This is a genomic window from Mesorhizobium sp. WSM4845 (assembly GCF_055811455.1).
Map to the genome: position 1 here is coordinate 44692 of NZ_JBVVQA010000012.1, position 14886 is coordinate 59577.

General features: G+C 63.7%; 11 protein-coding genes. 5 read left to right on the forward strand and 6 right to left on the reverse strand.

Features of this window, described 5'->3' with window-relative positions; all coding sequences use genetic code 11:
- Window position 1 precedes the first annotated feature (1 nt).
- On the reverse strand, window positions 2-2089 hold the full coding sequence (locus AC0L2C_RS15700) for a hydantoinase/oxoprolinase family protein (RefSeq protein WP_473523781.1): 2088 nt from the start codon (window positions 2087-2089) through the stop codon (window positions 2-4).
- 220 nt (window positions 2090-2309) lie between these two features.
- On the opposite strand from AC0L2C_RS15700, the gene AC0L2C_RS15705 reads away from it, so the two are divergent.
- From AC0L2C_RS15705 to AC0L2C_RS15725, 5 genes are all read left to right on the forward strand, one after another.
- Window positions 2310-3137 (forward strand): ferredoxin--NADP reductase, encoded by an 828-nt coding sequence (locus AC0L2C_RS15705; protein WP_023801477.1) that lies wholly within the window; start codon window positions 2310-2312, stop codon window positions 3135-3137.
- A gap of 544 nt (window positions 3138-3681) precedes the next feature.
- A complete protein-coding gene (deoC, locus tag AC0L2C_RS15710; RefSeq protein ID WP_287376364.1) occupies window positions 3682-4731 on the forward strand; it encodes a deoxyribose-phosphate aldolase in 1050 nt (349 codons plus the stop codon).
- 230 nt (window positions 4732-4961) lie between these two features.
- The gene (locus AC0L2C_RS15715; protein ID WP_473523782.1) at window positions 4962-7331 is read left to right on the forward strand and encodes an aldehyde dehydrogenase family protein; all 2370 of its coding nucleotides are present in this window, start codon (window positions 4962-4964) and stop codon (window positions 7329-7331) included.
- Window positions 7332-7527: 196 nt separating this feature from the next.
- Complete coding sequence (locus AC0L2C_RS15720; RefSeq protein ID WP_287065112.1) at window positions 7528-8259, forward strand: SDR family oxidoreductase; 732 nt, start codon at window positions 7528-7530, stop codon at window positions 8257-8259.
- Window positions 8260-8290: 31 nt separating this feature from the next.
- Window positions 8291-9136, forward strand: a complete 846-nt coding sequence (locus AC0L2C_RS15725) for a fumarylacetoacetate hydrolase family protein (protein WP_473523783.1) — start codon at window positions 8291-8293, stop codon at window positions 9134-9136.
- A 203-nt stretch (window positions 9137-9339) separates the two neighbouring features.
- Here the strand turns inward: AC0L2C_RS15725 and AC0L2C_RS15730 are convergent, their stop codons facing one another.
- From AC0L2C_RS15730 to AC0L2C_RS15750, 5 genes are all read right to left on the reverse strand, one after another.
- Window positions 9340-10338: an ABC transporter ATP-binding protein gene (locus AC0L2C_RS15730; RefSeq protein ID WP_023801470.1), complete on the reverse strand. Its 999-nt coding sequence runs from the start codon at window positions 10336-10338 to the stop codon at window positions 9340-9342.
- Between the two features lie 226 nt (window positions 10339-10564).
- The gene (locus AC0L2C_RS15735) at window positions 10565-11626 is read right to left on the reverse strand and encodes a Gfo/Idh/MocA family protein (RefSeq protein WP_473523784.1); all 1062 of its coding nucleotides are present in this window, start codon (window positions 11624-11626) and stop codon (window positions 10565-10567) included.
- Window positions 11623-12462: a carbohydrate ABC transporter permease gene (locus tag AC0L2C_RS15740; protein WP_023801468.1), complete on the reverse strand. Its 840-nt coding sequence runs from the start codon at window positions 12460-12462 to the stop codon at window positions 11623-11625. Before AC0L2C_RS15740 ends, AC0L2C_RS15735 begins: the two co-directional genes overlap by 4 nt.
- A gap of 8 nt (window positions 12463-12470) precedes the next feature.
- On the reverse strand, window positions 12471-13394 hold the full coding sequence (locus AC0L2C_RS15745; protein WP_023801467.1) for a carbohydrate ABC transporter permease: 924 nt from the start codon (window positions 13392-13394) through the stop codon (window positions 12471-12473).
- Window positions 13395-13625: 231 nt separating this feature from the next.
- On the reverse strand, window positions 13626-14885 hold the full coding sequence (locus tag AC0L2C_RS15750) for an ABC transporter substrate-binding protein (protein ID WP_473523785.1): 1260 nt from the start codon (window positions 14883-14885) through the stop codon (window positions 13626-13628).
- Window position 14886 lies beyond the last annotated feature (1 nt).

Here is a 14886-nt window from a genome sequence, read left to right on the forward strand (position 1 = left end):
CTCAGGCCTCAATGCCGATGTCGATGATGATGTTGCCGTCGGCGTCCGAGCGCGCCTGGTCGCCGGGCTCGAGCACGGTGGTGGCGTCCATCTGTTCGAGGATCGCCGGCCCTTGTATGGCGGCGTCGAGCGGCAGATTTTCCCTGCTATAGACCGGCGTGTCGTGCCAGCGCCCGCCATACCAGACCGGCCGGATTTCGCGACGCGCCTCATCAAGCGTTTTGGCGCGGCCAGCCGGGTCGATCAGCCGTGACAGATCGATCGCCGGCCGCACGCCCGTCACCGACGTATTGAGATTGACCAGATTGGCGCGGATCTCCGGCAGCTCAACCTTGAAGCGGGCAAAATAGGCCTTTTCGAACAGCTGCTGCAGTACCGCGCGCGTCACCGCGGACGAAGGTAGCGGCACATTGATGATATGGGTCTGGCCGACGAATTGCATGTCGGCGGAATGCGTGACGCGGATCGTCTCCGGCTTCACCGCCTCCTTGCCGATCAGCTCTTCGCCTTCGTTTCGGTGCCGTTCCAATATCGCGTGAAGCTGGGTTTCATTGAGACTGGCTACCGGCTGGTTGACGGTGTTGACGAAATCGTGCCTGAGATCGGCGACGACGCAGCCGAGCGCATTGGTGATGCCCGGCCGCGCCGGCACCAGCACCTTGGGCAGGCCGAGCTCGCGCGCCAATGCCGTCGCATGCAGCGGCCCGGCGCCGCCGAAGGCGAACAGCGCGAAATCGCGCGGGTCGTGGCCGCGCGACACCGAGACCATGCGGATGGCGCCGGCCATCTTGATGTTGCCGAGCCGCAGCACCGCACCCGCCGCCTCGACGCCGGACAGGCCGGTGGGGCGGCCGATCCTGTCTTCGAAGATGCCGGTGACGTGCTCTGATGTGACCGGGTTCTCGACGGCGAGCAGCTTTTTCGGCGCCAGCCGGCCGAGCACCAGATTGGCATCGGTGATGGTCGGCTCGCTGCCGCCGCGCCCGTAGCAGATCGGGCCGGGATTGGCGCCGGCGCTTTCCGGGCCGATCTGGATCAGGCCGGCCGCGTCGACGCGGGCGATCGAGCCGCCGCCGGCGCCGACCGTGTGCACCGCCACCATCGGCACATGGATCGGCATCGCATATTCGATCTCGATCTCGTTCGACACCGCCGGTTCGGCATTGCGGATCAGCGCCACGTCGGTCGAGGTGCCGCCCATGTCGTAGGTGACCAGGTTTTCGAAGCCGGCGCGTTTTCCGGTATAGGCGGCGGCGATGACGCCGGAGGCCGGGCCGGACATCACGGTCTTGGCCGATTCACGGGTGACAAAGCGGGCCGAGATCATGCCGCCATTGCCGTTCATGATCAGGAAGTCGCGGGCATAGCCTTTTGATGCCAATTCCTTGCGCAGCCGCTCGACATAGCGCTCGAGGATCGGCTGCACCGAGGCGTTGACCGCAGCGGTGACGCCGCGCTCGAATTCGCGCGCTTCCGACAGCAGCGCATGGCCTGTCGTGATGTAGCTGTTCGGCCAAAGCGCGGCGGCGATCTCGGCGGCGCGCCGCTCATGCGCCGGATTGGCGTAGGAATGCAGGAAATGGATGACGAGCGATTCGCAGCCCGCCTCGATCAATTGTGAAACCGCCGCGCGCATCTCGGCCTCGTCGAGCGGAACGCGCACCGCGCCCGAGGCTTCGACGCGCTCCGACACTTCAAGCCGCAGATTGCGCGGAATGATCGGGACGAAGCTGCCGGTCATGCCATAGGGCTGCGGCCGTGTCCGCCGGCCAAGCTCGATGACATCGCGAAAACCGCGCGTGGTGATCATGCCGGTTTTGGCCAGCCGGCGTTCGAGCACTGCGTTGGTGGTGGTGGTCGTGCCGTGCACGATGAGGTCGATGCCGCGGATGGGAAAACCGGTGGCGTCGAGCGCCGAAACGACCCCAAAAGCCTGGTTGTCGACAGTGGTCGGGGTCTTGGCGATATGCACCTTGCCGCCATGACGGCCGTCGATCAGAAGCAGGTCGGTAAAGGTTCCGCCGACATCGATGCCGGCGACGACGCTGCCCGAGGAATCCAGCGTCTGCGCCGAAAAATTCTCTTCCATTGTCGAAACCCGAAATGTCAGGACTACAGATATGTCTCAGTTTGGAAAGGTGTTTCAGCCTGGCGTCTTGACGCAAATATCATTTGTATACTAATAAATTCCGGACACAAGAGCTTACCGCTTGGCAGTGTGCGAACGGCACGCCGGAACCTGATCGGTTCGGGCGCGCAGGAGAAAGTTTGGCGTCAGCGTCCTCGGGTTGGCCAGAAGGTTAGGTTTGATGAACACCACATCCGCGCTCAACACCGCCGGCGCCCGGCCGCTGCAGTTCCCGATTCCGGCCAATGTCTATGCCGAAACTGTCGTCTCGGTGAAGCATTATACCGACCGGCTGTTTTCGTTCCGCATCACCCGGCCGCAGTCGCTGCGCTTCCGCTCCGGCGAGTTCGTCATGATCGGCCTGCCCAACGCCGAAAAGCCGGTGTTCCGCGCCTATTCGATCGCCAGCCCCGCCTGGGACGACGAGCTGGAATTTTTTTCGATCAAGGTGCCGGACGGCCCGCTGACCTCTGAGCTGCAGAAGATCGAGATCGGCGACACCGTCATCATGCGGCAAAAATCGACCGGCACGCTGGTGGTCGACGCGTTGACCCCGGCCAAGCGCCTGTTCATGATCTCGACCGGCACCGGCATCGCGCCCTTCGCCAGCCTGCTGCGCGATCCCGACACTTTTGAGAAATTCGAGCAGGTCGTGCTGACCCACACCTGCCGCGACAATGCCGAACTGACCTACGGCCAGGAGCTGGTTGCAGAGCTGGAGAACGACCCGCTGATCGGCGAACTGACCGGCGGCCGCGTCACGCTCTACAATTCGACGACGCGCGAAACCTCCGAGCGCATGGGCCGCATCACCGCGCTGATCGGCTCGGGAAAATTCTACGCCGATCTCGGCATCGACAAGCTCAACCCGGAGACCGACCGCATCATGATCTGCGGCTCGATGCACATGCTCAGGGACGTCAAGGAACTGGCCGAAAGCCTCGGCTTCGAGGAAGGCTCGCTGCACCATCCGGCGAGTTTCGTCGTCGAGCGCGCGTTTGTCGGGTAGAGCCTTGACACAGTTCGGTCGAGCGCCACGACGGTGCTGAACCTTTGACGCCGGCGGGACAGCGCCCCCCTCTGTCCTGCCGGACATCTCCCCCACTTGGGGGGAGATCGGCTGTGATCCCGGCTTTCGCCAATTGTCTAAGTTGCAGGATTGAGCGGAGCGGCCAAGCTGCCAATCTCCCCCCTTGTGGGGGAGATGTCCGGCAGGACAGAGGGGGGCGCCAAGGATCGCTACAGATCAGCATTTATCCTGAGCCGCTGCATTCTCCGGCTGGCGTAACGGCATGGATCCTAGGGTCTGCGCCGCGTCGCTTCGCTCCTTGCTTCGCCCTAGGATGACGAAGGCATGGGGGCTTACGGCTAATCGCAAATGTTGCAGGCCTTTTTGATGCGGTGGGAAGGATGCTACTGCTTTCATTCTACGCCGCCGCGCTGTTCGGCTGATGTCACAGCAGGCTTTTTCCGTTATGACCGCCTGAAGGACTCGTGAAGCGCTGCTTCACGGTCTATCTTCGACCGCAAGTCGTCGAACAAAGGGGCAGGAGATGAGCAGCACCAGCCGCGAAGCAGAGCGCGGACCTTCGAAGATCACGCCGCTGCCGGCGCGCACCGCTGCCAATGCGCCGGCGCCGCAAGCGCACGGCATTGCCCGCAACCCCGGCATGAAGCTCGATCTCGGCTTCATGGAATCGATGCGCAGCGTCAACCGCTCGGCGCTGGAACGGCGTGTCGCCAGCCTGACCAAGCGGCGCTCGATCAAGGCCGACAACCAGGCCGCCTGGCTGCTGCGCGCCGTCGCCTGCATGGACCTGACGACGCTGAACTCGAACGATACCGACGAGCGCGTGCGCCGGCTGTGCGCCAAGGCGGTCAATCCGTTCCGCCGCGACATCGTCGAAGCCCTCGGCATATCTGGTGAAAAGATCCGCCCGGCGGCGGTCTGCGTCTACCATCCCTTCGTCGCCACCGCCGTCGATGCGCTGCGCGGCAGCGGCATCCATGTCGCCGCCGTATCCACCGCCTTCCCGCACGGCCTCACGCCGCTGTCGACGCGGCTGCAGGAGATCGAAGCGTCGGTCAGCGACGGCGCCGACGAGATCGACGTCGTCATTCCGCGCGGCCTGGTCTTTGCCGCGAAATGGCAGGAACTGTATAGCGAAATCGTCTCGATGCGCGCCGCCTGCGGCGAGGCGCATTTGAAAGTCATCCTCGGCACCGGCGACCTCGCCACGCTGCGCAACGTCATGCTCGCCTCGATGGTGGCGATGATGGCCGGCGCCGATTTCATAAAGACGTCGACCGGCAAGGAAAGCGTCAACGCGACGCTGCCGGTCGGCCTTGCCATGGTGCGCGCCATCCGCGCCTATTTCGAGGAGACCGGCTACCTCATCGGCTTCAAGCCGGCCGGCGGCATTTCGACGGCAAAAGCCTCGCTAGACTGGCTGGTGCTGATGAAGGAAGAACTCGGCCGGCGGTGGCTGGAGCCGGACCTGTTCCGCTTCGGCGCGTCGAGCCTTCTGACCGACATCGAGCGCCAGCTCGAGCATCATTTGACCGGTCATTATTCGGCCAATCATCGCCACGCGATGGCGTAGCGGGTGCAGGTCGTGAACGTGGAGTTCCGTGGCGCCCCCCTCTGTCCTGCCGGACATCTCCCCCACTTGGGGGGAGATTGGCTGTTTCGCCGGCGGCGCCTCTTTTTTCGAGGTTGGCCGTTGGCGAAATCAAAGTTGAAGGCCGATCTCCCCCCTTGTGGGGGAGATGTCCGGCAGGACAGAGGGGGGCGCCAAGGAACGCCCACCAAGACAATTATCGGGAGCGCCCCATGAACATTCTCGAACGCTATCACGCCATGGACTACGGCCCGGCGCCGGAGGCCCGCAATGAGGCCGATGCCTGGCTTGCCGCTCGCGATTTTTCCAAAGCGCTGTTCATCGGCGGCGACTGGAAAGCCGGCGACGGCAAGACCTTCGACACCAGCGATCCCGCCTCCGGCAAACTGCTGGCCAAGGTCTCGGATGCCGGAGCTGCCGATATCCATGCTGCGGTTTCGGCCGCGACAAAGGCGCTGCCGAAATGGAGCGCCAGCTCCGGCTACAGCCGTGCAAAGGTGCTCTATGCCATCGGCCGCGCCATGCAGCGCCACCAGCGGCTGTTCGCGGTGCTGGAATCGATCGACAACGGCAAGCCGATCCGCGAAAGCCGCGACATCGACGTGCCGCTGGCCATCCGCCATTTCATCCATCATGCCGGCTGGGCGCAGGCGCTGGACAGGGATTTTCCGGATCAGAAGGGCGTCGGCGTCGTCGGCCAGATCATCCCCTGGAACTTTCCGCTGTTGATGCTGGCCTGGAAGATCGCGCCGGCGCTCGCCGCCGGCTGCACGGTGGTGCTCAAGCCGGCCGAGTTCACGCCGCTCACCGCCATCCTGTTCGCCGAGATTTGTCAGCGCGCCGGCGTGCCGAAGGGTGTCGTCAACATCGTCCAGGGCGGACCCGAAGCGGGCGCGGCAATCGTCAACCATCCCGGCGTCCAAAAAATCGCCTTCACCGGCTCGTCCGAGGTCGGCAAGATCATCCGCAAGGCCACTGCCGGGTCGGGAAAAAAAATATCGCTGGAGCTTGGCGGCAAGTCGGCCTTCGTCGTCTTCGAGGATGCCGACCTCGACAGCGCCGTCGAGGGACTGGTCGACGGCATCTGGTTCAACCAGGGCCAGGTCTGCTGTGCCGGCTCGCGGCTTCTGGTGCAGGAGGGCATCACTGAAGCCTTCATCGCCAAGGTCAAGGCGCGGATGAGCCGGCTGCGTGTCGGCAGCCCGCTCGACAAGAACACCGATATCGGGCCGCTGGTCGACCTGACCCAGCTCGATCGCGTCAAGGGCCTGGTCGCCGAAGGCGCCAAGCAGGGCGCCGTCTGCTGGCAGCCGGACGTGGCGCTGCCGTCAACCGGTTATTATCACCTGCCGACACTCGCCACCGGTGTTTCTCCGGCCAACATCCTGGCCCAAGAAGAAGTATTCGGGCCGGTGCTGGCGACCATGACCTTCCGCAACACCGAGGAAGCGATCGAACTCGCCAACAACACGCGCTACGGCCTGGCCGCCTCGGTGTGGAGCGAGAACGTCAACCTTGCGCTGCACGTCGCGCCGCAATTGAAGGCCGGCGTCGTCTGGGTCAACGGCGCCAACATGTTCGATGCCGCCTGCGGCTTTGGCGGTTATCGCGAGAGCGGTTTTGGCCGCGAAGGCGGGCGCGAGGGCATGTTCGAATACCTCTCGGCAAACCTGCCGCTCGGCCCGGTGATCAAGCCGGCAGCGGCTACGGCCCAACCCGTCGAGCGGTCGGAAAGCGATGTCATCGACCGCACGGCAAAGCTGTTCATCGGCGGCAAGCAGGTGCGGCCGGATGGCAATTATTCGCTTGATATAGCCACTGCCAAGGGCAAGCTTGCCGGCGAGGTCGGCCTCGGCAGCCGCAAGGATATTCGCGATGCCGTCGCGGCTGCACGCGCCTGCAGGGCCTGGCCGGAGGCGACTGCCTATAACCGCAGCCAGGTGCTGTATTATCTGGCCGAAAATCTTTCGGGCCGTGCCGGAGAATTCGCGGCGCGTTTAACGGAGCTGACCGGCGCCACCGCCAAGGCGGCGCGCGACGAGGTCGAGCAATCGATCGAGCGGCTGTTCCTCTATGCCGGCCTGGCCGACAAGTTCGAGGGCCGTGTCCACCAGCCGCCGGCCCGCGCCGTCACTTTGGCGCTGCACGAGCCGGTCGGCGTCGTCGGCATCGTGGCGTCCGACAATGCGCCGCTGCTCGGCCTGATCTCGCTGGTGGCGCCGGCGCTGGCCATGGGCAACACCGTGGTCGCGGTGCCGTCGGAAAAATATCCGCTGCTTGCCACCGATCTCTACCAGGTCATCGAATATTCCGACGTTCCGGCCGGGGCCATCAACATCGTCACCGGCCGCAGCGCCGAGCTCGCCGGCGTGCTGGCCAGGCATGACGATGTCGACGGGCTCTGGCTGTTCGCCGATGCCGAGACCTGCGCCAGGGCCGAAGCCGACTCCGTCGGCAATCTCAAGCGCGTCTGGACCGGCAACGGCCGCAGCCTCGACTGGACGTCGGCCGAGGCCGCCGGCGATGCGTTGCTGTGCCGTGCCGTCGAGGTCAAGAACGTCTGGGTGCCCTACGGCGATTGAGCCCTCTTCGCCCTGCGCGCCGTCGGACGAGAAGCGTCCGGGCTTGACGGGCCAAAAGATGTTCTTTACCGAGAAAAAACATTTGGCCTGCAGGTGAACATCGGAATAGGCGGCATGGTAGCGTCCGTCTGGCACATTGCGCCTTGGCCTTGAGCCGGTAAAACCGGGCGATCGCAGACAGGCGAGGAGAAAGAGCATGGCGGATCTGGCGGGCAAGATCGTTGTCGTCACAGCGGCGGCACAAGGCATCGGCCGGGCGAGCGCGCTGGCTTTCGCCAGGGCGGGCGCTGTCGTGCATGCCACCGACATCAACGAGGTGCTGCTCGCCGAACTCGGCAAGACGGCTGGCATCAAGACCCGCAAGCTCGACGTGCTGAACGATGAGGCCGTGACGTCGGCCTTCGCCGAGATCGGGGCCGTCGATGTGCTGTTCAACTGCGTCGGCTTCGTCCATTCGGGCTCGATCCTCGAGATGAAGGACGCCGATCTCGATTTTGCCTATGATCTCAATGTCCGCTCGATGATCCGCACCATCCGCGCCGTGCTGCCCGGCATGCTGGAGCGCGGCGACGGCTCGATCATCAACATGGCGTCGCTGGCCGGCTCGACCAAGGGCGTGCCCAACCGCTTCGTCTACGGGCTGACCAAGGCGGCCGTCATCGGCCTGACCAAATCGGTCGCCGCCGACTATGTCGGCAAGGGCATACGCTGCAACGCCATTTGCCCGGGCACGGTCGAAAGCCCGTCGCTGGAGGACCGCATGCATGCGCAGGGCGACTACGAGGCGGCCCGCGCCGCCTTCATCGCCCGCCAGCCGATGGGCCGCCTCGGCACTCCAGAGGAAATCGCCGATCTCGCCGTCTATCTGGCCGGCGCCACCTATACGTCGGGGCAGGCTTATAATATCGACGGTGGCTGGTCGATCTAAGAGGCCTCCGGCCGCAATTAGGAGAAAAAGAATGAAACTGCTGCGCTATGGCGAGGCGGGGAGCGAACGCCCCGGCCTGCTCGATGCGGATGGGACGATCCGCGACCTCTCCGCCCATGTCACCGACATTGCCGGCGAGGCGCTCGACCCGGCATCGCTCGAAACGCTGTCGAAGCTCGATCCGAAATCGCTGCCGGCGGTTTCCGGCAATCCGCGCATCGGCGCCTGCGTTGCCGGCACCGGCAAATTCATCTGCATCGGCCTCAACTATTCCGACCATGCCGCCGAGACCGGCGCCACCGTGCCGCCGGAGCCGATCATCTTCATGAAGGCAAGCTCGGCCATCGTCGGGCCTGACGACGACGTGCTGATCCCGCGCGGCTCGGTCAAGACCGACTGGGAAGTCGAGCTTGGCGTGGTCATCGGCAAAACCGCGAAATACGTCACCGAGGCCGAGGCGCTGGATTATGTCGCCGGCTACTGCGTCGCGCACGACGTGTCCGAGCGCGCCTTCCAGGCCGAGCGCCAGGGCCAGTGGACCAAGGGCAAGTCCTGCGACACGTTCGGGCCGATCGGCCCGTGGCTGGTGACCAAGGACGAGGTGAAGGACCCGCAGAACATCCCGATGTGGCTGAAGGTCAACGGCAAGACGATGCAGAACGGCTCGACCAAGACCATGGTCTATGGCGTTGCCTATCTGGTTTCCTATCTCAGCCAGTTCATGTCGCTGCATCCGGGCGACATCATCTCGACCGGCACGCCGCCAGGCGTCGGGCTGGGCATGAAGCCGCCGGTGTTCCTGAAGCCCGGCGACGTCGTCGAGCTCGGCATCGAAGGGCTGGGCATGCAGAAGCAGACGTTCAAGGCGGACGAGTAGCGGCGCTCTGCCTTCTCCCCTTGTGGGAGAAGGTGGCCTCGCCCACGGGTCTTGCCTCCGGCAAGCCCGAGGACAGGCTCCGCGAGGTCGGATGAGGGGTGCTCCAGCTTGGCACGGACGGCATTCCTTCCAACACCCCTCATCCGGCTCGGCGCTGCGCGCCGATCCACCTTCTCCCACAGGGGGAGAAGGAAAAAGGGGCGCTACTTCAGCACCTTACCATCCGCTCCGAACCGATAGGTCTTCGCCGGATCCGGCGTCGCATAAAGCGTCGCTCCCGGCTCGGCGTTGTAGACGCCAAAAATGCGCACGGTGATCAGCCCGGCCTTTTCGCAGTCGAGATAGAGGTTGGTGTCGGCGCCGAGGTGCTCGGCATGGACGACCGTGCCTTTCCAGGCGCCGGATTTCGCATCGACGGTCAAATGCTCGGGACGGACGCCGATGGTCTTGGCCGTCTCGCCAAGCCTGGCGCCGTCGACGAAATTCATCTTGGGCGAGCCGATGAAGCCGGCGACGAACTCATTCGCCGGCGCATTGTAGAGCTCCATCGGTCCGCCGATCTGCTCGATCCTGCCCGCATTGAGGACGACGATCTTGTCGGCCAGCGTCATCGCCTCGACCTGGTCATGGGTGACATAGATCATCGTCGCCTTCAGCCGGCGATGCAGCTGCGCGATCTCCAGCCTGGTGTTGACGCGCAGTGCGGCATCGAGGTTGGACAAAGGCTCGTCGAATAGGAAAAGCTTGGGTTCACGCACCACGGCGCGGCCGATGGCGACGCGCTGGCGCTGGCCGCCGGACAGCTCGGCCGGCCGCCTGGCGAGATAGGGTTCCAGCGACAGCATCGACGATGCGATGCCGATGCGGCGGTCGATCTCGGCCGCTGGCGTGCCCGCCTGCTTGAGGCCAAGGCCCATATTGTTCTTCACCGTCAGATGCGGGTAGAGCGCATAGGTCTGGAACACCATGGCGATGCCGCGCTTGGCCGGCGGGGTGGCGGAGACGTCCGCACCGTCGATGACCACACGCCCCGAGGTCGAATCCTCCAGCCCGGCGATGACCCTGAGCAGCGTCGATTTCCCGCAGCCGGAAGGACCGACGAAGACGACGAATTCGCCATCGGTCACTTCGAGGTTAATGCCTTTCAGCACTTCGACCGGCCCAAACGCCTTCTTCACATTCTCGATATTCAGCGAGCCCACGGCGTTCCTCCGGATTGGAATCTGGGCGCCAAGGCACCCCCCTCTGGCCTGCCGGCCATCTCCCCCTCAAGGGGGGAGATTGGCAGCTTCGAGGCCTCGCGCCGCTTTGGGGCGCTGAAAATTTGCGAAAGCGACACCGACAGCTGATCTCTCCCCTTGAGGGGGAGATGGCCGGCAGGCCAGAGAGGGGTAGCGCCAAGCGCGATCCCTGACAGCGATCCGTATATCAAAGTCGCACCGCCTTTCCGCTGCGGACGCTTTCGTCGGCGGCAAGGCAGACGGCGAGCGACTTCACCGCGTCGTCCATGTGGCGGGAGAGATCAATATCCTCACGAATCGCCTTCAGCAAAAAAGCCTGTTCGAGATCGCAGAGTTCCTGATGGCCGGGTTCGCCCTCCATCGACAGCATCTCATCCGGCTTGGCGAATTTTCCTTCCGCGCCGGTCGCCGCGCTGTGCAGGCGGATGGTCGATGTCATGGTGTGGGTGTCGATGTCGTCGGATCTGACGCCTTCCTTCATGACGATCGACACGCAGCCATTCGGAGAGATCACGTCCTTCACAAAAAAGGCGGTTTCCGAGATCATCGGCCCCCAGCCGGCCTCGTACCAGCCGACCGAACCATCGTCGAACAGCACCTGCAGATGCCCGTAATTGTACATCGTGGGCGCAATCTCGTCGCTCAGCCGCAGCCCCATGCCGCGCACCTCGACCGGCCTGGCGTCGGTGATCTGCAGCATCACGTCGAGATAGTGCACGCCGCAATCGACGATCGGCGACGTCGTCTGCATCAACTGCTTGTGCGTCTGCCAGCTATGGCCGGAGGATTGCTGGTTGAGGTTCATGCGGAACACGTAAGGACCGCCGAGCTTGCGCGCCTCGGCGATCAGCCTGATCCACGACGGGTGATGGCGCAGGATATAGCCGATTACCAGTTTTTTGCCGTTGGCCTTAGCTGCGGCAACGACACGTTTGGCATCCGCCACCGTCGTCGCCAGCGGCTTTTCGACAAAGACATGGCAGCCGGCCTCGAATGCCTTGATGGCATAGTCGGCATGGCTGTCGGAATAAGTAGCGATACAGGCGATATCTGGTTTTTCGTCGCGCAGCGCCTCGTCGAAGGAGCGCCTGATGCCATAGCCGGAAAGCCCGGCCGGCAGCGGCACGTCCGAACGGTTGACCAGCGCGGCGATCTCAAAACCCGGATTGGTGTGATAGGCCAGCGCATGGCTGCGGCCCATATTGCCGAGCCCGGCTACGACGACGCGAAGAGGTTTTTCCGAACTCACTTGACCGCTCCCGAAGTAATGCCGCGGATCAGCTGCCGCGAGAAGATGACGTAGAGGATCAGCACCGGCATGATCGCCAGCGACAGCGCGGCCAGGATGGCGTTCCAGTTGGTGACGAACTGGCCGAGGAACAGCTGGGCGCCGAGCGTCACCGTCTTGGTCTCCTCCGACGGCGCCAGGATCAGCGGAAACCACAGATCGTTCCAGATCGGGATCATGGTGAAGACGGCGACCGTCGCCATCGATGGCCGCACCAGCGGCAGCACCAGCCGGAAGAAGATGGTGTATTCGGACAGACCGTCGATGCGTCCGGCATTCTTCAGATCGTCGGACACCTGCTTCATGAATTCCGACAGGATGAAGACGGCGAGCGGCAGGCCTTGCGCTGTATAAACCAGGATCAGCGCCGTCAGCGTGTTGACCAGCCCGCTCGCCACCATCAATTGCAGGATGGCGACGGTGCCGAGGCGGATCGGGATCATGATGCCGAGGGCGAGATAAAGCCCCATCAGCGAATTGCCGCGAAAACGGTATTCCGACAGCGCAAAGGCGGCCATCGCGCCGAACAGCAGCACGAAGAACAGCGAGGCGACGGTGACGACAAGGCTGTTCTGGAAGTAATGGATGAAATCGCCCTGGCCGATGACGGTGGTGTAGCCGATCAGGTCGAAGGTTTTCGGGGTCGGCGGCGTCAGCGGCGCGCCGAAGATGCCGGCGCGGGATTTAAACGAATTCATGATGACGATGATCACCGGAAACAGCGCGATCACCGTGTAGGTCAACAGCACCGCATGGGCGCCGATGGTGCGGGGCAGGGAGTGGGTTGCCGTGCTCATATCGCCCCCTAAAACTGATAGCGACGCAGGCGCGTCTGGACGAGGAACAGGTAGACGCAGACGCCGCCAAGGATGATCAGGAACATCATCGTGGCGATCGCCGCGCCCATGTTGGGATCGCCGACCTGCAGCTGGAAACCGAAGAAGGCGCGGTAGAGGAAGGTGCCGAGGATATCGGTCGAGTAATTCGGTCCGGCCAGCGCGCCTTGCGCGGTGTAGATCAGGTCGAAGGCGTTGAAATTGCCGACGAAGGTCAGGATCGAGATGATGCCGATCGACGGCAGGATCAGCGGCAGCTTGATCTTCCAGAACTGCGACATGCCGGTGATGCCGTCGCATTCGGCGGCTTCGATCACCTCCTCTGGGATCGACAGCAATGCCGCATAGATCAGCATCATCGGGATGCCGACGAACTGCCACACCGAGATCAGGCTGAGCGTGGTCAGCGCATATTGTTCTTTGCCGAGCCACGGCGTGAACAGGCTTTTGAGGCCGACGAGATCCATCAGGTTTGGCGCCACGCCCCACAGCGGCGACAGGATCAGCTTCCAGGCGAAGCCGACGATGACGAAGGACAGGATCGTCGGCACGAAGATCGCCGTGCGGTAGAAGGCGGAGAATCTCAGCCGCGGGCTGGACAGCAGTGCGGCCAAAAGCACGCCGATCGGATTCTGCACGATCATGTGGATTATGAAGAACCAGACGTTGTTGCGCAGCGCGTTCCAGAAATTGACCGACCAGTTGGGATCGCCGAACAGCCTGCGGAAGTTTTCGAACCCGACGAAGACCTGGGCCTGGTCGATGTTGCGGAACAGCGAGAGCTGCAGCGTGCCGGCCAGCGGCAGGATCATGATCGCCGTATAGACCAGCACCGCCGGCGCCAGGAAGACGACGATATGCCAGCGGAACGGTCGTTTCGGTGCTGCGGCCATGCGTTCGGTCCCCGCCGATCAGGTTCTTGCAATTGCCACCAAGGGTGCGGCGCCTCCCTCCCCCTCGAGGGGAGGGTGCCTCGCGAAGCGAGGCGGGTGGGGTCGGCTAAGGCCGCGCCATCGTGACTTCGACCGCGCCTCCCGGCAACGATCAAGTCGCAGCCTGCCTTTACCGACCCCCTCTGTCGCCTCCGGCGACATCTCCCCCTCGAGGGGGGATAGCGCTCGCTCTTACTTCGCCGGCTTGTACCAGCTGTCGAGGCCGTCCTGCAGCTTCTTGGCGGCAGCTTCCGGCGTGACGGTGCCGTTGATGACGTTGGCCGATTCAACCCACGTCTCGTTCTCGAGATTCGGCGTGCCGCGCGACAGGATCTGATAGGTCGAGCGGATCGTCGACTTGCACTTGTCGCGCCAGGAGACGAATTCCTGGGCCAGCGGGTCTTCCATCTTCACCGGGGTGTTGTTCAGGCTGAAGAAGCCCGGCAGCGCGTTGGCGTAGATGGTGGCGAAATCCGGCGAGGCGACCCAGGTCAGGAAGGTCTTGGCCGCATCCGCATTCTTCGACGCCGCATTGAGGCCCATGCCGATGTCGGTGTGGTCGGAGATGTAGCAGGTGTCGCCGGCCTTCTGCACCGGCGGCGGGAACGCGCCCATCTTGAACTGCGCCTGGGTGTTGAACAGGCCGATCTCCCACGAGCCGGCCGGGTAGATGGCGGCGCGGCCGAGGGTGAACAGGTTCTGGCTGTCCGGGTAGGTCTGCGCCTCGAAGCCGTCGCCGAGATAGGGCTTCCACTTGGCCAATTCCTTGAAAGGCTCGACCCACTGCGGATCGGTCAGCGTCTGCTCGCCCTTGATCAGCGCCAGACGGCCTTCTTCGCCCTTCCAGTAGTTCGGGCCGATGTTCTGGTAGCCCATGGTCGCGGCTTCCCAGAGATCCTTGGTGCCCATCGCCATCGGGATGTAGGTGCCGTCGGCCTTGATCTTGTCGAGCGCTGCGTAGAACTCTTCACTGGTCGTCGGCACCTTGAGGCCGAGCTGGTCGAAGGCGTCCTTGTTGTAGATGAAGCCGTGGATGACGGAAGCCATCGGCACGCAGAAGCTCGCCTTGCCGTCGTCGGTCTGCCAGGCGGCCTTCGCGACGTCGGAAAAATTCTCCATGCCGGGCAGCGTCGAGATATCAGCGAGATTGCCCTTCTTGAAAAGTTCCAGCGACTTGTCGAACGGGCGGCAGGTGATCAGGTCGCCGGCCGAGCCGGCGGCGAGCTTGGCGCCGAGTGCTGCATCATATTCGGTCGGCGCCGACGGCGCGAACACCACCTTGATGCCGGGGTTCTTGGCCTCAAAAGCCGGGATCAGCTTGTCTTTCCAGATGGCAAGGTCGTCGCCGCGCCAGCTTTCGATGTTGAGCGTTACGTCCTGGGCACAGGCCATTCCGGCCGAGCCGAGAATGCTGGTGCCGAGAAGCAGTGCCGTCAGTAGTTTGGTTGTCATG

Coding starts and splice junctions, on each gene's coding strand:
- AC0L2C_RS15700 (WP_473523781.1), bottom strand. CDS start 2,089: ATGGAAGAGAATTTTTCGGCGCAGACGCTGGATTCCTCGGGCAGCGTC.
- AC0L2C_RS15705 (WP_023801477.1), top strand. CDS start 2,310: ATGAACACCACATCCGCGCTCAACACCGCCGGCGCCCGGCCGCTGCAG.
- deoC (WP_287376364.1), top strand. CDS start 3,682: ATGAGCAGCACCAGCCGCGAAGCAGAGCGCGGACCTTCGAAGATCACG.
- AC0L2C_RS15715 (WP_473523782.1), top strand. CDS start 4,962: ATGAACATTCTCGAACGCTATCACGCCATGGACTACGGCCCGGCGCCG.
- AC0L2C_RS15720 (WP_287065112.1), top strand. CDS start 7,528: ATGGCGGATCTGGCGGGCAAGATCGTTGTCGTCACAGCGGCGGCACAA.
- AC0L2C_RS15725 (WP_473523783.1), top strand. CDS start 8,291: ATGAAACTGCTGCGCTATGGCGAGGCGGGGAGCGAACGCCCCGGCCTG.
- AC0L2C_RS15740 (WP_023801468.1), bottom strand. CDS start 12,462: ATGAGCACGGCAACCCACTCCCTGCCCCGCACCATCGGCGCCCATGCG.
- AC0L2C_RS15745 (WP_023801467.1), bottom strand. CDS start 13,394: ATGGCCGCAGCACCGAAACGACCGTTCCGCTGGCATATCGTCGTCTTC.
- AC0L2C_RS15750 (WP_473523785.1), bottom strand. CDS start 14,885: ATGACAACCAAACTACTGACGGCACTGCTTCTCGGCACCAGCATTCTC.